This window comes from Endozoicomonas atrinae (assembly GCF_001647025.1).
Lineage (GTDB): Bacteria > Pseudomonadota > Gammaproteobacteria > Pseudomonadales > Endozoicomonadaceae > Endozoicomonas > Endozoicomonas atrinae.
In genome coordinates this window covers 1-19,731 of sequence record NZ_LUKQ02000099.1, presented here as the reverse complement: position 1 = coordinate 19,731, position 19,731 = coordinate 1, and the positions used below count along the sequence as shown (strand labels likewise).

The following is a 19,731-nucleotide window of genomic DNA, read 5'->3' as shown; positions in this document are numbered from 1 at the left end:
ACCATTCGCACCGGAGTTAAACAGCTCAGAAAGGCTATGGGAGTGGATGCGGGAGCATGACTTATCAAACAAAGCATTTTCAGGTTATGAAAATATTGTAGATTGTTGCTGTGAAGCTTGGAATAACCTTTGCAGCGAAGCTGGTCGACTGTTCAGTCTGTGCTCCCGTGATTGGGCAGTTATACAGTAGTTAGAAAATTCAATTGGTATAAGTATTTTTCCAGCTGCTGGTTATTAAGCCTTTGATGTCAGTGTTTTGTCAGCTGAATGGTGTTGGTTATTCCCAGATCTTAGAGAAATCGCTGATTCAGCTTTTTCTTTGATTATTTCCACGTTGATATACATCAACGGAATGTAAATTTTCATAAATAACGAATGTCGAATCTTATTGTTTGTTTCGGTAATTACTTATCCAGTTGTTTGATTATTTTAAATCCTGTTCTTTTTTGTGGTTTATTCCCTTCCCTGATTAATCAAGGCCTTCGTCCTAATTTCTGATTATTTGTTATCACATACTGATTAACTTTTGTTCTTGCAATAGCAAAAAAAATCATAAGCAGATTCGATTATGTAATGTGACCTTAGTGCAAACACTCTTGAATAATTGCCTCCAAATTAAGTCGCCCGCATCGGTGAGGGGGCTTCTGCATTTCACCATGCATAAGAAGAAAGGCGACAGAAAAAGCACACACATCACACACAATTTCAGGAGTGAACTCCATGCAAAAGAAAATTCTTGCAGCTGTTGTTGCTTCCATGATGGCCGGTCAGGCCATGGCCGTAACCATCGTTGACGATGGCACTAACAAGGCTACCATCGGTGGTTACCTGGACCTGCGTTACATCGACCAGGACAACGCTGTTAAAGGCCACGCTGGTGACAGCAGCCGTATCAACTTTGCTTTCGAGCACAAGCTGACTGAAGCTACTACTGTTTTCTCCAAGGCTGAGTGGGGCTTCGACACTACTAACGGCGATACCTATGTTGAAGCCGGTAAAGACAAAGACTTCATGTGGCAGCGTCTGGCTTACATCGGTGCCAAGAACGATCAGCTGGGTGCTATCTCCTACGGTCAACAGTGGTCTACTTACGGCATGATCGCTGGTTACACCGACGTATTTGCTACTACTGGTGGTGAAGCTTCTGGCTACTACGGCGCTGAAGGCGACGCTCTGGGTACTGCCCGTGCTGAAGACGCTCTGCAGTACAACCACAGCTTCATGGGTCTGAACGTTTCTGCTCAGTACCAGGTTGGTGAAAAGAAACTGAATGCAACTGATACTCGTGACGGCTCTTACGCTGTTGCTGCCAGCTATGATCTGCCAATGGGTCTGAGCTTTGGTGCTGCATACAACGAAGCTAAGGTTGACTCTTCTGTTGCTGGCGACGACTTCAAAGCCAAGTCTGCAATCGTTGGTGCCAAGTTTGAAGCTGACAAGATCTACGCTGCTGTTACTTTCGCCAAGCTGAAGAACCGTGAAGCTGATGACTACGTTGGCGCTGCTGACAAGTCTGAAGGTCTGGAAATGTACGCCAGCTTCCAGGTGAACGAAATGTTCAAAGTTGGCGGTGGTTACAACCAGCTGAAAGACAAGAGCAATGCAGCTCAGAAGGGTGAACTGAAGTACATCCCAGTTGAAGTTGTTTACACTCAGGGCCCAATCCAGCTGTCCGGTACTTACCAGTTCGAAGACAGCAAGATGGCTGACGGCACTAAAGCTGAAGACAAGGTTATCCTGCAGGCTCGTTACTACTTCTAATATCGAAGTGGTTGCTTAGCAGCAATGCCTTCGCCGGAATTTCCGGCAACAAAAAACCCGCTTCGGCGGGTTTTTTGCGTTTAGTATTATTTGCTCTGGGATTGTCGTGTAGTCTGCAAAAATAATGGAACCACAAAGGACACAAAGAGCACAAAGGAATCCTTTTAAAGACTATCCCATTCCCACGCAGAGCGTGGGAAAGAGAGGAGTAAGAGAAAAACTTTGCGTCTTAGTGCCTTTGTGGTTCAAATAAAAAATCACTCCGGCCCGGGCGGAAACCCATCCGTCATGATCTGCTCCATCGTCCACGGATTGGTATCTGGAAACTCATCCTCCGGTATTTCCAGTTCCCGAGAGGCATCTCGGCAGGCAATGGGATAACACTCAAGCAGGCACTCATCCAGCAGCCCGTACAAGCTGGGGTTTTTCATCAACAATCGCTTAACAATTGCCCGCTCTTTTTCCAAGCTGTAATCAATGACCATAAACCAGCTGCGATACCAGCGATTTAATGTCCGTAAATCTTCCTTGAAAGCCCGTATCTGCCATTTCAACAGCAGAACCAGCACCCGGGTCAGATGATTTTCCAATGTGTTTACTTTCTCCTGTCCAAGGTCGTCTACCTCTTCAATCAGATTCTCCAGGTCCAGAGCCCGAAACTTATTTTTTTTGAGTAAATCAATTTGCTGACGGGTCCACTGATAAAAGTCCGTTTTGTACAGGTTACTCATAGTGATGACCTCCCGATGCTACTGATGTTTTTTTAAGAGTTTTGTTGTCTCCTGCAACCCTTATCGCAGCTTCTGAGTCATCGTTGCTGTCTCATCATCAGGTTATTCCAGTGAAGCAGAAGGCTTTTTATTGTTCAGGTTGATACAGGCTGGGATGCAGTGACTACCAGGGTATTAAATTTAATAAGACAGAAGAGCAGATGATGATGGCTCTGGTTCCTGAATTTTGCCTTGGTAATAAGAGACTGTCGGAGAATAGGCTGCCTACCGGCAACTGCTCCTGCGTTGCGCTAGCTCCTGCATTCATGCAGTGGTGGACGATTGGCTTGAAAAGCCCGTTTTCAGCCAACCTCGTTACGGGCGCTATTCTCAGAAAGCCTCCAAAGAACCAATACCTTAAGAAGCTGTCACAAACCGGCTGGAGTATAGGTCATGAATCTGAGGCTATGGGGATTTTGACAATAAATATACCGTCGCCTTTTAAGTTGCTACTTTGTTAGCGGTAATCGCCCACTGGAGCGCCAGCCCGGCCCAGTCACTTAGTTTGTCCAGGCGCTTGGGGCTTCGTTATTCTGTTGCCGCGTTATGAGGTAGAGCTTCAATTGCTGTCGTGCGACAGTTTTCAAGTACTCTTACTGTTGATCTCATTTTGCTCAATTTCCCGCTTCCCACGAAGTTCATGCCATTCGGGTAAGGGTGCAGCAGTAAAGAGGGAACTATTTTAAGCACAGTTCCCAGAAGGGGGGGGGTATAACAATCGAACCTTCTAACTTCCTATTGCGCTGAAGATTTGAGCCTTAATCCTGCGTTGCCGATCGTCGCCATAGCTAAGGCTATGACTCCTCACGCCGCCTTGTCTTAAGGCCCAAATCTTCTTGCTCATAACGGGAGTTAGAAAGCACGATTGGTATTAGATAGCGAGCTGTACAGTTTCACCGGTTTGTTCGGTGAGGCAGCGGTTGAGTACAGAGAGAAATGCTTCGCCTCTGCCATCGAGCAGCCAGTCACCGTTTTCTTCATCATAGTCAAAATGGAATCCACCACTGCGAGCGGCCATCCATAGCTGCAGAAGCGGTGTCTGGCGGCTGAGGATAATTTTACTGTTGTCTTCACAGGTTAAAGTGAGAATGCCCGCGGAAGTTTCATAGTCAATGTCCAGCCCGGAATCATCTATGGCGTCTTCAATGGCCAGCATCAGGCCGTCCAGAAGCTCGTGATATTGACGCTCTTTCATTCGTGTCTCGGTACAATCTAATTTGAATGGCTGAATTTTAGCCTGCATGTAAGTAGCTAACCATATGAAATCAAAATATTTCTGACTACTTGTTCAGGCTCTATGCCGCGTTACAACTCCGGTCACATAGCTTGGGCTATGCTTCCTGCGTTGTGCCTTGCATAGTACCTGCTCAAGTGGCCAGAAATACTCGGTGTCATATGGTCAGCTACTTAGTTCTGCTGATAGAGCCTTTCGTGAAAAGAGAAGGCTTCAGGAAAATGCAAGTACCCTCAATAATTAAAAAAGCCCTCAGCCATTTTAACTAGAGCCATCTGTAATTAGGCAGTTATACTGTGGGTCATTCAGAATTAAGGATCAGGTTATGAGATTGTTCACCGCAGGTCATCAGCTGAAAACTTCTGCATATGCCGCTACTGCATTTCTGGTTCTGCTGCTGACAGGCTGTGGACAGAAAGGTGACCTTTATCAGTCAAAATCATCATTGGCCAGTACTGATGTATCGGCGCTCCTGGTGGAAAAAGGGATTGAATAGAGCAGTTTTGGCGATCTGTTAGATAATTAGATTAATAAATGAATTGAAATGGGGAGCAGTCACCTTATGGAGTGGTTTACTTTTCAGTCTTCTGAAGAGCAGACAGGTAGAGAGTTGTTTGCAGAAGAAATTCCTGTTCAACAGCTGGCCAGTCAATATGGTACACCTTTATATGTCTACTCCAGAAAAGCTCTGGAGGTCAGCTATCAGGCATACCATCAGGCAATGGCTGACTGGCCCCATCTGATTTGTTATGCAGTAAAAGCGAATAGCAACCTGGCGGTGCTCAATGTTCTGGCTCGACTGGGGGCTGGCTTTGATATTGTCTCTGTCGGTGAGCTGGAGCGGGTTCTGGCGGCTGGCGGTGATCCAGGTAAGGTGGTTTTCTCTGGGGTTGCCAAGCAACGTCATGAAATTCGCCGGGCACTTGAAGTGGGTGTCCACTGCTTCAATATTGAGTCAGAACAGGAGCTGGAGAGTATACAGGCAGAAGCGCTGGCAATGGATAAAATTGCCAGCATCTCGCTGCGGGTAAACCCGGATGTCGATGCCCAGACTCACCCGTACATCTCCACTGGCCTGAAAGATAATAAGTTCGGCATTGATATTAACCGGGCTCCTGTGGTTTATGCCCGTGCTGCTGAATTAAGTCATATTGAGGTGGTTGGCGTTGATTGTCATATTGGATCACAGCTGACAACCACCGAACCCTTCCTGGATGCCCTGGATCGTCTCCTGCTGTTAATGGATCAGTTGAAGGCTCAGGGGATTCATTTGAAACACCTTGATATTGGTGGTGGTCTGGGGGTCCAGTATCAGGATGAGACAATTCCTTCACCTGCAGATTATCTGGTGTCGGTAAAACAGCGGCTTGTTGAGCAGGGCTATGGCGATGTGATGCTGGTGGTTGAGCCAGGTCGATCCATTGCGGCCCAGGCCGGTATCATGCTGACCCGTGTTGAGTTGATCAAACCTACTGAGCAGAAGAATTTTGCCATTGTGGATGGTGCCATGAATGATCTGCTCAGACCGTCCATCTACAATGCTTGGCATACCATTGTAAATACGGTGCAGCACTCTGATGTCGATAGTCATGTGTATGACATTGTGGGACCTGTCTGTGAAAGTGGCGACTTCCTGGGTAAGGAGCGGACTCTGGCTCTCAGGGAGGGAGATCTGCTGGCGGTGTATTCTGCGGGCGCGTATGGTTTTGTGATGAGTTCAAATTACAATACCCGTTGTCGTGCAGCTGAAGTGATGGTTGATGGTGCTGAAGCTCATTTGATTCGTCGGCGTGAAACCATTGCTGAACAGTTTGATTCAGAGAGCTTGTTGCCATAGGTCGGCAATCTTGACAGGATCGCCGACAAATTTTTGGAATGAGGAATTGTTGCTTGTTACTCCACTTTACGAAGATGCACGGTCTGGGTAACGACTTTATGGTGGTCGATATGGTATCCCAGAACCTGCGCCTGCCCCCGGAAAAAATTCGCCGTCTGGCGGACCGGCGGTTTGGGATCGGCTTTGACCAGTTGCTGTTGGTTGAGCCCCCAACCAACCCTGATATGGATTTTCGCTACCGCATCTTTAATGCCGATGGCAGTGAAGTTGAGCAGTGTGGCAATGGAGCCCGTTGTTTTGCCCGTTTTGTACGGGATAAAAAGCTGATCGGCAGTGACCGGATCCGGGTTCAAACCGCAGGGGGAAACATTGAACTGAATATTCAGGGCAATGGTGAGGTTTGTGTGGATATGGGGATGCCAAGGCTGGATCCTGAGCAGGTGCCGTTCAATGCGGGGCAACGTGCAGAGACTTATCCCCTGCAAGTTGATGATCAGGTTATTGACGTTTCAGTAGTTTCCATGGGAAACCCTCACTGTGTTTATCTGGTGGATGATGTTCATAAAGCGCCAGTAGAAACCTGGGGGCCGCTTATTGAAGCGCATCCGGATTTTCCCCGGAAGTGCAATGCTGGCTTTATGCAGGTTCTCAGTACTGACGAAATTAACCTGCGAGTATTTGAGCGTGGTGTTGGTGAAACACTTGCCTGTGGAACCGGTGCCTGTGCCGCTGTGGTAGCAGGACGCCAGCGAGGCCTGCTGGGCGATACTGTTAAAGTAAATTTACCGGGGGGCAGCCTGTCTATTTATTGGCCGGGAGAGGGCAGTCCGGTTATGATGACAGGGGCAGCAACCCGCGTTTATGAAGGATACACCCGGCTATAAATCAGCTAAGGGCCAGAGACAATGACCGAACAAATCGTCGAAGTTGACAGGGAGCAGCAGGAAACGCTTGATGAGCGGAAGGCACTGAAGCCAAGACAGGTTGCCGATTACTTGAAGGAGCATCCTGACTTTTTCGTCGGACGTGACGATCTGTTGCTGGATCTGACACTGCCCCACCAGCGAGGGGATGCCATCTCTCTGGTGGAACGTCAGGTGGCACTATTGCGTGAAAGGGCGCTGGATTATCGGCACCAGCTGGCCCGTTTAGCTGAAAACGCCAAAGAGAATGAAAAGCTCTTTGAGCGCATGCGGCTACTGGTATTGGCCCTGCTCGAAAGCAAGGGTCTGGAGCAGCTGGTGGAAGTGATCGGTGACAGTCTCAACCATGAGTTTGGTATCGAGTTTCATTCGTTGATTCTGTTCAGTGAAAAACCGATGAGCCTACCTGTAAGGATTGAACATACAGACGTTGTTGTCGAAGCACTGGGCTCCATCATGACCAGTGGCAAAGCCATTTGTGGACAGGTGACTCAGGCCGAGCTGGACTTTCTGTTTCAGGAGCAGGCTGAAAATGTTGGCTCGGTGGCCATTGCTCCCCTGAGTTATGCCCTGAGCGAACCGCAGCAGCTTGGAGTGCTGGCGTTGGGCAGTAAGGATAAAAATCATTTTAAGGCCAGCATGGGCACCCTGTTTATCAGTTACCTGGGCGATATATTGAGTCGAATTCTGGCTCGACAGCTTCATTCATGACTCATTCCTCTTCCGATTCCGGTTCTCATGACAATAGCGGCCTGCAGCAGCCAGTGACCGCTTTTATTGATTACCTCCGCTATGAAAAACAGCACTCACCTCATACGCTGTCGGCCTATCAGCGTGATCTAGCCCGTGTTATGCAGCAGGCTACAGTCAGAGACATCCAGGAGTGGGAAAAGATTACCGAGAAGCAGTTAAAGTACTGGCTAGGACTCTGGCATGAAGATGGTTTATCCAGCCGCAGCCTGCAGCGGCTGATCTCATCACTTCGTCGTTTTTATCAATACCTGTTAACCCGGGGCGTTGTATCCAATAACCCGGCCCAACTGCTTCGGGCTCCCAAAACCGGTCGGCCTCTGCCGGTGACTCTTGATGCCGATCAGGTCAACAACCTGCTGGATGATCAGTATGGTCAGGCGGATGGTGATCCTCTGAAGTGCCGTGATCTGGCCATACTGGAGTTGTTCTACTCTTCAGGTTTGCGTCTGGCCGAATTGGCGGCACTGAATGTTGACAGTTTTTCCGATGGTTTTTCGCAGGTGAGGGTTCTGGGTAAGCGCAGTAAAGAGCGGGTTGTCCCTGTGGGAAGCAAAGCCCGGCAGGCAGTTCAACACTGGCTGACGTTTCGGGAACTGTTTGTCAGAGGAGAGAGTGACAGTGCTTTGTTCCTGTCAAAGCAGGGAAAGCGTATCAGTACCCGACAGATTCAGAATCGTATCAAAGAGTTTGCCCGGGAAGCGGGCATGTCAGTGGGTGTTCATCCCCATATGCTGAGGCACTCGTTTGCCAGTCACCTGTTGGAATCCAGCGGTGATCTGCGCTCAATTCAGGAGCTGCTTGGACACAGCGACATCTCTACCACCCAGATCTATACCCATCTGGATTTTCAACATCTGGCAGCGGTTTATGATAAAGCCCATCCCCGGGCTAAAAAGAAAGACTGAAACACTGTCTTACTCACCTCTATTTGCATACGAAATGTTAACGCCCCCTAATTAACTCAACAGGTTTTTAATTCCGATTAAGTCGATGCTGCTTTGATTTTTCAGATTAGACTGAAAGCATAATTTTTACTTCAGGAGCGAGTATTGCTATGGCTGGTCCAGTATTAACACAAAATATCGTGCAATATCCTGTAGGTTCAGGGCCTGTGGAGTTGGTGAATCCCAGAGGGACGGTTTTCGGTAGTTCGGTAACATCCAGTGGTGGTGGTTTGTCTGCTGGAGATCGTGAAGTACTTGAGTCTGACTGTAATGCTCCAGTTGCGAAGGATAGAGCGGTTAGTGGGGTTGGTCAGAGTGATGATGGTGTAGATGAAATACATCGCCTGGAGAGGGAAATTAGCGAACTCGAAAATGAAATCTTGCAACAGGCTGGAGATTTATCTCCAATGTCTGGTGGAAGGATCATGAGCTATGAAGATTGTATTCGAGGGCTCACGGCTGAAATTGATCAGGTTCATCAGACGAGAGAAGCATTAAAAGCTCATTTTTCCCGTGAGTTTGCAGCTCCTTTAGACGAACTGGTTCAGACATTTGGAGATTTTAAAGGTGATGGTTCTGATCAGGTGTATTTGTGTCGTCTAGATCAGCAAACCCCCGTTCCTCTGGAAAATGTATTGTATTCATCTGGTTTTGGTGTGGGTTTATCCAGTACGCCAACTCCCTTTAACTGGAATGATGTATCCTTTCCTGTTCTAAACGACATGTTTATTAGTTTGGATGTTTCAGAAAATTATAGAGAGGCTGATTTTGCCAGGGATACGATGAATATGTCGCCTTCTCAACAGCCGGTTTTGCAGGAAGGCGTTAGGCAGAGTTATGCACCGCCAATGCCAGGGCCACAAATGGGTATGGCACAGCATCATACTGCAGTTCCTGTGCCTGCCCCACCTGTTGACGTTGCCCCAATGAATGGTGCAGTGCATCCGGGAATGGCATCTCCTCCCGTCAGTTCGAATAAGGGAGAGGTACATCCGTTTTCTGAACCGCCAGATGCAGCCAACGAAAGCCCGAAACCAGACGACAATTCTCTGTCGGATAGAATCAGTCAAAACACGATTATATGGAAACTATTTGAGAAGTTATTGCAGGCTTTTCCTGCCTGGCTTCGTGGAACGGATAAGCCTGAATGTGAAGCAGGTTTGAACAATCAGGTATTAGAAAACCTTCAAAAAGAAGAATCTTCTCTTTCGTCGACATCAGTTGATAATAAACTGGATGCACTGAAAGAGAAAAAAGCAAGATTGGAAAGTATATGCTCTTATTTAAAAGATCAGCGCGCTCATTTGAAACAAGAACTATCTCAAACCATGGAATGGGTAAATAAAATAGCGCTATTTGTAAAAAATAAAGAGGTGCTTAAAGGGATAATTAACGAAGGTAGGGTCGGTGACCATGGCGATTCTCCCATGGTTGAAAACAGTCAACCGCCACTGCCGCAGGCTGCCCCCATTGTTCATCCGTAAGGTGATAATAGCTATCAAGTAGATGGGGTAACTGCTGAAAAGAAGAGGGCAACCCGTTATTTAACCCATAACCCGCAATACTCGGAGGTACATGCGGGTTATGATCCTGGGGGCGTTATCCAATTAAAAATTGGCCAATCAGGAAGTAGCCGACCAATGTCACCAGCAGAATACCCATAATATTCAGGGCAAAGCCTGCCTTCATCATATCGGTTATGGCCAGTTTTCCTGAGCCAAAGACAACTGCATTTGGTGGAGTTGCCACCGGCATCATAAAGGCAAAGCTGCAGGCCAGGGCCGCAGGTGCTGCCAGCATCACAGGATCAATACCCAGTGTTACGCCCAGGGCGCCCATCAATGGCAGGAAGCCAGCGGCAGTTGCCGTATTACTGGTCAGCTCGGTCAGGAATGTAATAACGGTCACGACAAAAGCAACCACCAGAAGCACAGGCAGACCATTGGCAATGCTCATTGCTTCAGCTACCCAGCTGGCCAGCCCTGTACTCTTGATCTGTGCTGCCAGGGTAAGACCACCACCAAACAGCAGCAGAACGCCCCAGGGGATCTCACGGGCTTTTTCCCAGGACATGACATAAACACGTTTATCGTGCTTCACTGGAATGATGAACAAACTGATCGTTGCTGCAATGGCAATAATGGTGTCAGAAAGACCGGGAATATATTCCTTGAGGAAAGGCCTCATAATCCAGGAAATGGCAGTGACGGCAAAGATAATGGCGACCGTTATTTCGCCACGGCTCATGGGGCCCAGCTCTTTCAGTTGCTCACGGAATACTGTTCTGGCTTCTGGGTTTTCTTCAGTGGACAGTTTAAAGCCAAAGCGGGTGAGCCAGATCCAGGCAACCAGCAGCATTAACAGGCTCATGGGCAGGCCAACCATCATCCACTGGGCAAAGCCAATTTCCATGTTGTAATTTTCAGACAGGAAGGCTGCCAGCAGAGCGTTGGGTGGAGTACCGATCAGCGTAGCCAGACCACCAATACTTGCACTGTAGGCGATGGCCAGTAATAACGCTTTGGCGAAAGCACTGTTTTCACCTTCATTGTTGCCACTCACCATGGAGGCAACGGACAGGCCAATGGGCAGCATCATCACGCTGGTGGCGGTATTGGAAACCCACATGCTCAAAAAGGCGGTTGCAATCATAAAGCCGGCAATCTGGCGATCGGGCCGGACACCGGTTTTCAGCATAATATGAAGAGCGATCCGCTTATGCAGATTCCAGCGTTCCATGGCCATACCCAGCATGAAACCACCAAAGAACAGGTAGATGGTTGGGTGTGCATAGGGAGCCGTTACTTCCTTGATACTTGCAACACCTAATAATGGTACCAGTATCATGGGCAGTAATGAGGTCACTGGAATGGGGACAACTTCCGATACCCACCAGATGGCCATCATGGTCGCTACACCCACCATATACCAGGCATGCTGCTCCATACCGGAAGGTGGCGGCACTACCAGTGTGAGCAGTAAAACCAGCGGTCCTGCAAACAGGGAGAGCCAATAGAGCGCACCGGGAGAAGACCGTTTAAAGGCTGTATTTTTTTTTGTCACAGTATCAGATCCATTGCGGTTTATACGCATAGTGTCTTTTATTTTTAATGCGACGGATATTGATCTGAATCAACGCTGAGATAATTTTTGGGTATAATTGTTCAATTATGTTTTAAGAGCAGAAAAAGCCAGTTCAAATTGAATTGAACTGGCTGAGGAGGGGCTGACAATTAGTTATTTCGCAACATTACCCGCAACGTTCAATGCATCCCAGGTACGGGCAAAGGGTGGGGCATAACAGAAATCCATCATTCCCAGATCTTCCGTTGTTAAGCCACCTTTAATGGCCGCAACCAGCGCATCAACCCTTAATACCGCACCTCGACCACCGGCAATCTGGCCACCCAGCAGCTTTTTGCTGACGGTTTCATAAACCAGCTTCACCAGAATATCGGACTGACCCGGGTAGTAGTTGGTATGGTCTTTATCTTTGATCACCACTGTCTGGTAGTCGATACCCTGCTCCTGTGCTTCCCGTTCACTGAGGCCAACACGTCCGGCTTCCAGACTGAGTACTTTCACGCACGCAGTACCATAAGCTCCGGGAAAGTGTTTATCCAGACCACCCATAACTTCACCGGCAAGGCGCCCCATTTTATTGGCGTAAGTGGCGAGGGGAATCCACACCGGTTTTTCCAGCTGTCCATGGATAACCGTGGCGCAGTCACCGGCACTGAAGATATTGGGAAGATTGGTTCTGCCCTGGTCATCAGTAACGATGGCACCATTGCCCAGCATTTCCAGACCCAGGTCGCTGACAAATCGGGTATTGGGACGGACTCCGGTACAAAGCACCACCAGGTCTGCCTGGTACTGACCTTTGTCAGTGGTTAATAGAAGGCGATGGTTTACATCTTCAGTCAGTGATTCAACCGACTCCTGCCTGTGACAGTGAATACCTTCTTTATCCAAGGTGTTCATCACCCACTCAGCCACCTCCTGGTCAAAGGTACCGGCCAGGGGGTGAGAGGCACTTTCAATAATACGAACATTCTTACCTTGCCGCTCAAGTGCCTCAGCCATTTCCAGACCAATATAGCCGGCACCAATGATGGCAACATCCCTGATTTCGGCGCTGGTGATGGCTTCTTTCAGATAGATGCCATCCTTCATGGTTTTGACACAGTATACACGACCATTGTTAAGGCCTTCTTTCAGACCTGGAACCGGTGGGACCACTGGCTCAGCACCGGTTGCTATCAGCAGACGATCATAAGGCTGTTCAAAGTACTCGCCAGTGGCCAGATTATGGACATGAACAACCTGCTCCGCGGTATTGATCTGCGTGACCTGATGCCGGGTTCGTACATCAATCCCTCGGGCAACAAACTGCTCAGGAGAAAATTCTGACATTTCTCCTGCATCAGAGAAGAAATCACCCACGTAATAGGGCAGGCCACAGGCGCCAAACGAGATGACATCGGACTGCTCATAGACGGTAATGGAGGCATCTTTTGCCACCCGTCGGGCTTTGGCCGCGGCGCTCATGCCAGCAGCCTCACCACCGATAATGACGATTCTGAATGGCTCAGAAGTCGAGGACTGATTCAGTACATGTTCTCGGTTTTCAGAATAAGCAGACATCAGGAAACAGCATCCATATCCAGTTCAAGGGAATCATTGCTGTTGAAGGTTTCCATATTCACCTCACCCATGGCACGGCCACCCACAAAACCGGTCGTGATGGCACCACTGACGTTGACGGCAGTACGGCCCATATCGATTAATGGCTCGATGGAAATCAACAGGCCAGCCAGTTCAACTGGAAGACCAAGGGCAGACAAAACGATCAAGGCAGCAAAGGTTGCACCACCACCCACACCGGCAACGCCGAATGAGCCAATGGCGATGGTAATAATCAGGGTGCCAATAAAGCTCAGGCTGGTTGGATCCACCCCGACGGTGGGAGCAATCATCACGGCCAGCATGGCAGGATAGATACCGGCACAGCCGTTCTGGCCAATGGTGGTACCAAAAGAGGCGGCAAAGTTGGCGACACCTTCAGACACGCCCAGACGCTGAGTCATGGTCTGGATGGTCAGTGGCATGGTGCCGGCACTGCTGCGAGAGGTAAAGGCAAAGGTCAGTACTGGTAGTGTTTTCCTGATGAACTGCACCGGGCTGGCACCGACCATGGTGACCATCAGCAGGTGAACCACAAATACGGCAATCAGGGCAGCATAAGACGCGATCACAAACTGGATCAGCTGCAGAATATCGGAGAAATTACTGCCAGCAACGACTTTGGTCATCAATGCCAGGATGCCGAAAGGTGTCAGTCGCAACACCATGGTTACAATACGCATCACAATGGCGTGGGCCACTTCAACGGTCCGCTCAAAGGTACCGGCAACTTCCGGTTGCTTACGGTGCAGGCCAAGTACCGCCACACCAATAAAGGCGGAGAAGATTACAACACCGATAATGGAAGTGCTGCGGGCACCCGTCATATCGAGGAATGGGTTCGATGGAATCAGGCTGACCAGCATATTTGGGATAGATAGATTCTCTACCCGGGTCACTGTAGAGAGGAGTTGTTCTCCACGGGCGGCTTCGCGGACACCGGAAGTGATGGATTCAGCGGTTAATCCAAAACCAAGGGCAGAAATAATACCGATGGCGGCAGCGATGGAGACGGTAATCATCAACAGGGCAAGAATCCAGCCGCTGATCTTGCCCAGGGTACCGGCGCCTTTCAGTTTGAGGATGGCTGAGATCACTGAGACCATGACCAGTGGCACAACAATCATCTTCAGCAGGGCAACATAGCCATTACCGACGATATTGAACCAGCTGATGGATTCCGTCAGGGTTTCAGAAGGGTAGCCATAAAAGAGCTGCAGACAGGCACCGTAACCGACCCCCATGCCCAGTGCGATAAACACCCGCCGGGTGAAGGGCATATACTGTTTCTGGAAACGGTAGAGCAGGTAGAGTAACCCCACCATAATAAGGATATTGGAAATAATATAATAGGTTTTCATAGTTAATTAATATATATCATAATGATTATTACGCAAGCCTATATATAGCCCCTCTCCCGCCCTCTAGCCGCCTAGCGCCCCGCTAGTATAGCCCCGCTATAGAACGCCCCGTGAGCGCCCCTGAATTAGCCCTATATACGGGTGAGCAAGAAAAAATAGATGGGAAGGTTGGTGTGAATAGTGAGCAGTGGGGAGTCATAACTGACCAATAAGTAGAAAGCAGGGGTTCACTCCTGCCCGGAGTTTTTATATCCTGCACCTCCGTACATTAACCATAAGATCACCCGCACTTTTACAATTTGCCACCGTCTGAGCTATCTGGACCCATGCTCCCGGCCTCAATTAGAGGTAACGCTAAAATCCATGGACGGTAGTGTGGTTTTTGACTTTTTATGTCTCGACGGAGACTGCGGTTGGCACGCTGCAAAAAGGAAGCCCTGCAACTAGTTTTAGCAGAGTGCCACGGTGCAAGTATTCTCACCATTTTTCAGACAGCTTGGTCAAAACCGGTTCGCGTATGCAGTTTTTATGTTTCTTCGTGAGGCTCTCTATGGCTGATCCAGGGGGATGGTGGTTTAGCGGTCTGTTTAAGCGACTGGTATACAAAATCGCAAATGCGAACCTGTTGATAAATACCAACATCGTACCAAGAGAGTGTAATTATCTGTCTCTAATGGATGTTTTAGATACAGGCCAGAAAAATAGATAGTGTGTTATGCGAATCCGGTTCGTTTAAACCACTGTTATGTGAGCTTGGTAGATCGCGTGTGAAAAAGAGAACAAAGGCCATAGTTTTAATCAGCTTACTATTTTTAGCTTTGGTACTGCTGTTTCCATTTATTGAAGCTGGCCTTTCTTGTCTGGCTTATTATGAGCAATGCACGGCTGTTAGTCTTGAAGGTTTGACTAAAGAGCAATGTTTTAAGAGGGAAGATACGGTTGCCTTTTTATTTGAAGGAGATATTTGTCTTGTTAAACCTAGTGAATGATTATGGATAAGGAAAAAGGAATTCAGGCTCTCGAAGAGATTATCAAAGCTTCATTCTTTAGCGAGGAAAAGCAAGAACAATTAATTATTGAGCTCAGAGATATTTATGCCACACGAGGGATTGTCTCAGCAAAAGGAATTTTGGCAACTTGTCAAAGCCAAGGTGATAAGGCATTGTCTTAGGATATTGGCAATTTAATTAAAGAAGTGGCTTTTAATTTTGTATAAGTCAGAGGCATCACATAACAAGCGGCTGCAATCTGACCTCCGGCCACTGTCACCTTTTTTGCATAAACCCGCAAAAAATGCGCCAGTAGCCTCCGGCAGTTGAGCCGGGCGTTATATTTTTGAGGGAACTATGAGCCAAGAAAGAGAAGACAAAGCTCGCAAATATCTGAAAAACTTCCTAAGTGAATATTTCGAAGTTAAAGAAGAAGTTTCTGGTAGTTGGCCACTTGATAAGCGCCCTTTGAGACTAGATCTATTACTTAGACCTAAGCAAAAAGCCATTGATTTAGGTTTCGACGTTGAGGCTGTTGGCATTGAAATTAAAGACCCCCAAAGCAAAGAAAGTGTCAAAAAGCTCCTCGATTGTATTATGCAATCATATACTTACACGTTTTGTGAGTTTGATGGCGTTAGGCCTGCTTTCGTTCTGATATACCCAGAAATTGAAAAGTTCTTCGAAGAAGACTGGGTTAATAAATATGATCGTAGTGAACGCGAAGAACCAACTATGCGAGAAAAGAGACTTCTTCGTAGGCTAATGCAACGTGCAAATGTAGGTGAGCTTAAAATTAAATCAAATAATGAATTTACCTTTGATTTTGGTGCAGGTCCATTTTTTCGTTCAGACAAGGGACGTTCAAAGATTAAGGGTATTGGCCAAAATCGCTATGTTGGTTCTCAGAAAAAGGTGGAATAAAAATATAACAAGCTGTTTAAGAGTGATTCTCAACGCGTGTCATTTTTGCTATGCGTTGCGTTTTTGTGTTTAAGGCAGTATGCGGCGGCACTGGTATTGCGTTGCTCACACCTTAAGAGGGCGTTAGCCTTCATTCTGAATGACAGTTTTTAGCAAGGAATTCACTTGAGAAGTAAATTAATTCCAATAGCCATATTATCTATCGGAGCATTCATTATAGGTCTATGTATAGGGGCCTCAGAATACAAAAGTGCTTTAAATGGCATTAAGTGGACTGACGTAGCGTCATTATCAATAACTTTTCTAGGTTTTATCTTAGCGTTTTATACGTACCACCAATGGCTAAATGACAAGAAGAAAGAAGATTCTTATCTCATAGCAAAGCAATATATATCAGCAATAGATCAAGTACGTGAATGTTTGAATGACTTGTCATTTCACTACCATTCAATGTGCCCAGCGCCAGGAGTTATTGTTGAATCAAAAGAGATAACTACTCAACGACTTGAGCATGTGAATAAAGTTTGGCATGAACTCTATCAATCTAAAGTTATGATGCTTAATTCTAAACGAGAGTTAGCCTTCTGGAAGGTTTCCTTAACAGAAGACTTTGATGAGAAGCATGATGAGTTTATTAAAGAACTTGATGCTATTAGCGTTATATCAAATTGTTTAAATAGTCAGCTATACCATTTCCATATTAAAGAAGCTGACAACATGGACGAGGTTGTCAGGGAGAAATCAATGCTTGATCAGAAACTTTCACTTGCTTACAAGATTATTAGTGAGCGAATAGATATGGGCTTCGAAAAGGTTTTCTCATTCAAATGAAACGCGAAAGGCTAACAAGCGCAAGCAGCAGGAAAATTTACTCGCTAGCGCTCCTAAATTTCCACTGTTGTGAGCGTTAAATACACTAGAGAAGTTATGGCAGAGAAATCACAAATCGCAATATACATATCTCTCGGAAGCTTGGCTGTTTCATCCTTAAGCTTTCTTTTCACGGTTAGGCAATCGAAGATTAATAAAAAGAATGAGCGGCTGCGTGCGTATGATAAGGTATACCATGACGCATCAGATTTACTCCTGTTTCATTACAAAAGCTCTATAGAAAAGCCATTCTCTTCTGAAGATAAAGACCTAGAACGTGCGGTAAATGAATATGCTAATGCTCATTGGCTAGAGCAGACCTACGGTTTTAATATCTATATCCCTGAATCACTAGAAACTGATGATGAAAAGCGAGAATTTAAACAGAAGGTCAGGGATACATATTATGCATTTGAAAGTGAAAAACAAAAAAGCTCATTTGAGGAGTCTATAAATTACCAATCACCAGTCTTCCATTTAGACAATGAGGAGTTTTCTGCTCGGTTTAATCGCTTGATTGATCATGTTAAAGAGAATCTTTCACTTTTCAGTCCAGTAATAATTGAAAACTGGGAAAAAATGAGGCTTCTCACTCCTGAAAAGGTGAAGAATAGCTACCTATCCTTGAAGCGAGTTAATGAGTACGCTTGTGAGGCAATAGAAGAGTCTATTGAAGACCCATATCTTAGGATATTGCTTGGCATAAGGTATGAGCACAGGCAGCTGAACATGCCATTAAGTAAAAAATGGTCAGAACTATGGTTTAACATAAGCTCTGTTAGGTATCGGTTCAGTCGTATATTTAACAAGTTTAGCAAGCGGGACCGCCTAGACGGCGGCCCCTTCTAAAAGCGCTAACCTCATAGACAACTGAAACCAACTACCAAACCACTCCAAAAAAATAAAAATAGCCCCTAACGGAGGCCAGTCGGCCAGATCACCGGGGCGAAGGAGTAATGCATTTTATGGACTGCTCCCGGCTCTGACTGCGGTTGTTATTATCCCCACTTTGCCGCTTGGGTCTGGAACATTTGTGCATAGAATTAAGCTACCGGAATTGGCAGCTCATTTCATCCCCTTCAGGGTTCGAAGGTAAGATTGTTATTTTCTGTCTGACGTTCAGCCTTTTGCTCACAGTAGGTGAGCCAGGTTTCAAAAGCATCAAGGTTGTCGCCATTCTCTTCGTTCCATTCCACTACCGCATCCATAATCATCTGCCCCCATGCACCGTCCGGCAGATCATCAAGATCATGGACAGCAAGGAACTCATATAACTGGTCATTCATTAGTTTCGGCTTCCTTTTGGCTCTGCTCATACTCCGCCCATCGCTGCGCCTCCCATTGGCGGAACGCCTCAACCTCGTTCGGATAACTTTGAGCGATTTTATACTTGTTGTGGTTATCTGCTTTCTGAATTAGCTGAAGCAGTAAGCTGGTGAAATTGGAACCATCATCCTGCCAGTGGGGAATGTCGATTTTCTTGATACGATCTACTTCTTTCTGGTCAAATTTGGATAAAATCAGTACAACTCCGGGACAATATAACGAACATACTGGTCAATGATCACCGCATCCGGCTTTTCATCGGACAAGCCATAGACAGCATCACGAAATCGACGGGCTTCAGGCAGTGCCTGATCGGCATAATCAACGAACGGATAAGTGCGTGTGGTTTTCTGGTGATTACGTTTCTTGAAGACGACCAACAGACCCACTTCATCCCCCTGTTTATCACGGTAAACCGAGATATACGCCATAGGGTTTTCGTTAAGGTACTGCTCACCACGGGTGGGGGAACGGGAAAGACCATCAAAGAGGGTGACCGGGTACTCGACCGCCAAATGATCAAACAGGGCTTTGACCGCTGCTGCATACGGGTCACTGTATTCAAACGTACTGCAATACACCTCAAACTCATTACCTTTGGATAGTGAGCGAGCCTTAAAACCGGTTCGGTCGCCTGTGACCTTAGTTACGCCGGGCAGCTTGAACCGGCCATTGTCATAACGGACGAATAGTTCTTCCGGCAATCCATCCCTAAATGCCTGCGCCGCAGCCAGTGGGTCGGAATAGTTCACTTCGGTAAACGTCTTACTGATCTCAATACCGGAACCCCGTCGCTTCACGGTAACGATAAAGCCCCGGTCTTTTCTCCATGGGGAAATATACAAACGGGGATTTTGCTGAATTGCCCATTGCTTGTAACAACGAAAGTATTCCCGTTCTTTCGTTATGATATGAGGGTGTCTGGGTAATTGGATAGAACTACTCATTCAACAGCATCTTCCACTCAAGGAGCCACTTTTCCAGAAAGGCTTTCCGGTAAAGGCGGCATTCCAGATGGGGGTAGTAAAACGAATCGTTGGGATTATGATGCCGGTTGAGGCGATGGTTCAACTGTTTCAGTTCTTCCTCGGCCACCAAGGCTTTTATCATCACTGAAGCTATGACCGGATAGCTTATCTCGCACTGACTATTTCTGGGCACTTGTCTTAAGTGGATACGATCCATAGTTTTTATCCTGAAACGCCCTCAGTTTTGAGGGCTTTCCCGCATGTTACCCCAAGGCAATCCACGTTGATTTGATCTGTGTGTATTTTTCAAACCCGGTAAATGCCTTATCACGGGTGTTGCCTGACTGCTTATAACCGCCAAACGGCATCGTCATATCTCCGCCAT

General features: G+C 47.1%; 21 protein-coding genes and 1 pseudogene. 13 read left to right on the top strand and 9 right to left on the bottom strand.

Going from position 1 to position 19,731, the window contains the following annotated elements:
- Both AK963_RS35395 and AK963_RS14745 read left to right on the top strand, forming a co-directional pair.
- Nucleotides 1-190, top strand: a pseudogene (locus tag AK963_RS35395) (IS630 family transposase); the annotation flags it as partial.
- Between the two features lie 530 nt (nucleotides 191-720).
- Nucleotides 721-1,761 (top strand): porin, encoded by a 1,041-nt coding sequence (locus tag AK963_RS14745; protein WP_066016210.1) that lies wholly within the window; start codon nucleotides 721-723, stop codon nucleotides 1,759-1,761.
- A gap of 257 nt (nucleotides 1,762-2,018) precedes the next feature.
- Here the strand turns inward: AK963_RS14745 and AK963_RS14740 are convergent, their stop codons facing one another.
- Nucleotides 2,019-2,492: a DUF29 domain-containing protein gene (locus AK963_RS14740; RefSeq protein WP_066016209.1), complete on the bottom strand. Its 474-nt coding sequence runs from the start codon at nucleotides 2,490-2,492 to the stop codon at nucleotides 2,019-2,021.
- Between the two features lie 910 nt (nucleotides 2,493-3,402).
- Complete coding sequence (gene cyaY, locus AK963_RS14730) at nucleotides 3,403-3,726, bottom strand: iron donor protein CyaY (RefSeq protein WP_066016213.1); 324 nt, start codon at nucleotides 3,724-3,726, stop codon at nucleotides 3,403-3,405.
- 364 nt (nucleotides 3,727-4,090) lie between these two features.
- Here cyaY and lptM point away from each other — a divergent pair, with 364 nt between their 5' ends.
- From lptM to AK963_RS14705, 6 genes are all read left to right on the top strand, one after another.
- Nucleotides 4,091-4,261, top strand: coding sequence for an LPS translocon maturation chaperone LptM (gene lptM / locus AK963_RS32055; RefSeq protein WP_139117425.1), 171 nt, complete (start codon nucleotides 4,091-4,093; stop codon nucleotides 4,259-4,261).
- Nucleotides 4,262-4,327: 66 nt separating this feature from the next.
- Nucleotides 4,328-5,602, top strand: a complete 1,275-nt coding sequence (gene lysA / locus AK963_RS14725; protein ID WP_066016207.1) for a diaminopimelate decarboxylase — start codon at nucleotides 4,328-4,330, stop codon at nucleotides 5,600-5,602.
- 53 nt (nucleotides 5,603-5,655) lie between these two features.
- On the top strand, nucleotides 5,656-6,486 hold the full coding sequence (dapF, locus tag AK963_RS14720) for a diaminopimelate epimerase (protein WP_066016206.1): 831 nt from the start codon (nucleotides 5,656-5,658) through the stop codon (nucleotides 6,484-6,486).
- Nucleotides 6,487-6,507: 21 nt separating this feature from the next.
- Nucleotides 6,508-7,236 (top strand): DUF484 family protein, encoded by a 729-nt coding sequence (locus AK963_RS14715; protein WP_066016205.1) that lies wholly within the window; start codon nucleotides 6,508-6,510, stop codon nucleotides 7,234-7,236.
- Nucleotides 7,233-8,183, top strand: a complete 951-nt coding sequence (gene xerC, locus AK963_RS14710; protein ID WP_066016204.1) for a tyrosine recombinase XerC — start codon at nucleotides 7,233-7,235, stop codon at nucleotides 8,181-8,183. Before AK963_RS14715 ends, xerC begins: the two co-directional genes overlap by 4 nt.
- A 149-nt stretch (nucleotides 8,184-8,332) precedes the next feature.
- Nucleotides 8,333-9,706: a hypothetical protein gene (locus AK963_RS14705; protein WP_066016203.1), complete on the top strand. Its 1,374-nt coding sequence runs from the start codon at nucleotides 8,333-8,335 to the stop codon at nucleotides 9,704-9,706.
- A gap of 115 nt (nucleotides 9,707-9,821) precedes the next feature.
- Here AK963_RS14705 and AK963_RS14700 read toward each other — a convergent pair whose 3' ends face one another.
- From AK963_RS14700 to AK963_RS14690, 3 genes are all read right to left on the bottom strand, one after another.
- Nucleotides 9,822-11,285, bottom strand: a complete 1,464-nt coding sequence (locus AK963_RS14700) for a DASS family sodium-coupled anion symporter (protein ID WP_139117424.1) — start codon at nucleotides 11,283-11,285, stop codon at nucleotides 9,822-9,824.
- Nucleotides 11,286-11,459: 174 nt separating this feature from the next.
- Nucleotides 11,460-12,869, bottom strand: coding sequence for a CoA-disulfide reductase (locus AK963_RS14695; protein ID WP_083232667.1), 1,410 nt, complete (start codon nucleotides 12,867-12,869; stop codon nucleotides 11,460-11,462).
- Nucleotides 12,869-14,269, bottom strand: coding sequence for an L-cystine transporter (locus AK963_RS14690; protein WP_066016201.1), 1,401 nt, complete (start codon nucleotides 14,267-14,269; stop codon nucleotides 12,869-12,871). Before AK963_RS14690 ends, AK963_RS14695 begins: the two co-directional genes overlap by 1 nt.
- Nucleotides 14,270-15,036: 767 nt before the next feature.
- Between AK963_RS14690 and AK963_RS14680 the strand changes: the two genes are divergently transcribed.
- From AK963_RS14680 to AK963_RS14660, 5 genes are all read left to right on the top strand, one after another.
- The gene (locus AK963_RS14680; RefSeq protein WP_139117423.1) at nucleotides 15,037-15,258 is read left to right on the top strand and encodes a hypothetical protein; all 222 of its coding nucleotides are present in this window, start codon (nucleotides 15,037-15,039) and stop codon (nucleotides 15,256-15,258) included.
- A 2-nt stretch (nucleotides 15,259-15,260) separates the two neighbouring features.
- Complete coding sequence (locus AK963_RS14675) at nucleotides 15,261-15,440, top strand: hypothetical protein (protein WP_139117422.1); 180 nt, start codon at nucleotides 15,261-15,263, stop codon at nucleotides 15,438-15,440.
- Between the two features lie 175 nt (nucleotides 15,441-15,615).
- Nucleotides 15,616-16,182: a hypothetical protein gene (locus AK963_RS14670; protein WP_066016197.1), complete on the top strand. Its 567-nt coding sequence runs from the start codon at nucleotides 15,616-15,618 to the stop codon at nucleotides 16,180-16,182.
- Between the two features lie 165 nt (nucleotides 16,183-16,347).
- Complete coding sequence (locus AK963_RS14665; protein ID WP_083232666.1) at nucleotides 16,348-17,013, top strand: hypothetical protein; 666 nt, start codon at nucleotides 16,348-16,350, stop codon at nucleotides 17,011-17,013.
- 96 nt (nucleotides 17,014-17,109) lie between these two features.
- The gene (locus AK963_RS14660) at nucleotides 17,110-17,901 is read left to right on the top strand and encodes a hypothetical protein (RefSeq protein WP_066016196.1); all 792 of its coding nucleotides are present in this window, start codon (nucleotides 17,110-17,112) and stop codon (nucleotides 17,899-17,901) included.
- A 230-nt stretch (nucleotides 17,902-18,131) separates the two neighbouring features.
- On the opposite strand, the gene AK963_RS14655 is transcribed toward AK963_RS14660, so the two are convergent.
- The 4 genes from AK963_RS14655 to AK963_RS32045 form a co-directional block, all read right to left on the bottom strand.
- Nucleotides 18,132-18,338, bottom strand: a complete 207-nt coding sequence (locus tag AK963_RS14655) for a hypothetical protein (protein ID WP_066016195.1) — start codon at nucleotides 18,336-18,338, stop codon at nucleotides 18,132-18,134.
- 234 nt (nucleotides 18,339-18,572) lie between these two features.
- A complete protein-coding gene (locus AK963_RS14650) occupies nucleotides 18,573-19,325 on the bottom strand; it encodes a hypothetical protein (RefSeq protein ID WP_139117421.1) in 753 nt (250 codons plus the stop codon).
- Nucleotides 19,318-19,563 (bottom strand): hypothetical protein, encoded by a 246-nt coding sequence (locus AK963_RS14645; protein WP_066016193.1) that lies wholly within the window; start codon nucleotides 19,561-19,563, stop codon nucleotides 19,318-19,320. The genes AK963_RS14650 and AK963_RS14645 overlap by 8 nt, the downstream gene beginning before the upstream one ends.
- Before the next feature lie 46 nt (nucleotides 19,564-19,609).
- Complete coding sequence (locus AK963_RS32045; RefSeq protein WP_338011551.1) at nucleotides 19,610-19,714, bottom strand: hypothetical protein; 105 nt, start codon at nucleotides 19,712-19,714, stop codon at nucleotides 19,610-19,612.
- Nucleotides 19,715-19,731 lie beyond the last annotated feature (17 nt).

Coding starts and splice junctions, on each gene's coding strand:
- AK963_RS14745 (WP_066016210.1), top strand. CDS start 721: ATGCAAAAGAAAATTCTTGCAGCTGTTGTTGCTTCCATGATGGCCGGT.
- AK963_RS14740 (WP_066016209.1), bottom strand. CDS start 2,492: ATGAGTAACCTGTACAAAACGGACTTTTATCAGTGGACCCGTCAGCAA.
- cyaY (WP_066016213.1), bottom strand. CDS start 3,726: ATGAAAGAGCGTCAATATCACGAGCTTCTGGACGGCCTGATGCTGGCC.
- lptM (WP_139117425.1), top strand. CDS start 4,091: ATGAGATTGTTCACCGCAGGTCATCAGCTGAAAACTTCTGCATATGCC.
- lysA (WP_066016207.1), top strand. CDS start 4,328: ATGGAGTGGTTTACTTTTCAGTCTTCTGAAGAGCAGACAGGTAGAGAG.
- AK963_RS14715 (WP_066016205.1), top strand. CDS start 6,508: ATGACCGAACAAATCGTCGAAGTTGACAGGGAGCAGCAGGAAACGCTT.
- xerC (WP_066016204.1), top strand. CDS start 7,233: ATGACTCATTCCTCTTCCGATTCCGGTTCTCATGACAATAGCGGCCTG.
- AK963_RS14705 (WP_066016203.1), top strand. CDS start 8,333: ATGGCTGGTCCAGTATTAACACAAAATATCGTGCAATATCCTGTAGGT.
- AK963_RS14695 (WP_083232667.1), bottom strand. CDS start 12,869: ATGTCTGCTTATTCTGAAAACCGAGAACATGTACTGAATCAGTCCTCG.
- AK963_RS14690 (WP_066016201.1), bottom strand. CDS start 14,269: ATGAAAACCTATTATATTATTTCCAATATCCTTATTATGGTGGGGTTA.
- AK963_RS14675 (WP_139117422.1), top strand. CDS start 15,261: ATGGATAAGGAAAAAGGAATTCAGGCTCTCGAAGAGATTATCAAAGCT.
- AK963_RS14670 (WP_066016197.1), top strand. CDS start 15,616: ATGAGCCAAGAAAGAGAAGACAAAGCTCGCAAATATCTGAAAAACTTC.
- AK963_RS14660 (WP_066016196.1), top strand. CDS start 17,110: ATGGCAGAGAAATCACAAATCGCAATATACATATCTCTCGGAAGCTTG.
- AK963_RS14655 (WP_066016195.1), bottom strand. CDS start 18,338: ATGAATGACCAGTTATATGAGTTCCTTGCTGTCCATGATCTTGATGAT.
- AK963_RS14650 (WP_139117421.1), bottom strand. CDS start 19,325: ATGAGTAGTTCTATCCAATTACCCAGACACCCTCATATCATAACGAAA.
- AK963_RS14645 (WP_066016193.1), bottom strand. CDS start 19,563: ATGGATCGTATCCACTTAAGACAAGTGCCCAGAAATAGTCAGTGCGAG.
- AK963_RS32045 (WP_338011551.1), bottom strand. CDS start 19,714: ATGCCGTTTGGCGGTTATAAGCAGTCAGGCAACACCCGTGATAAGGCA.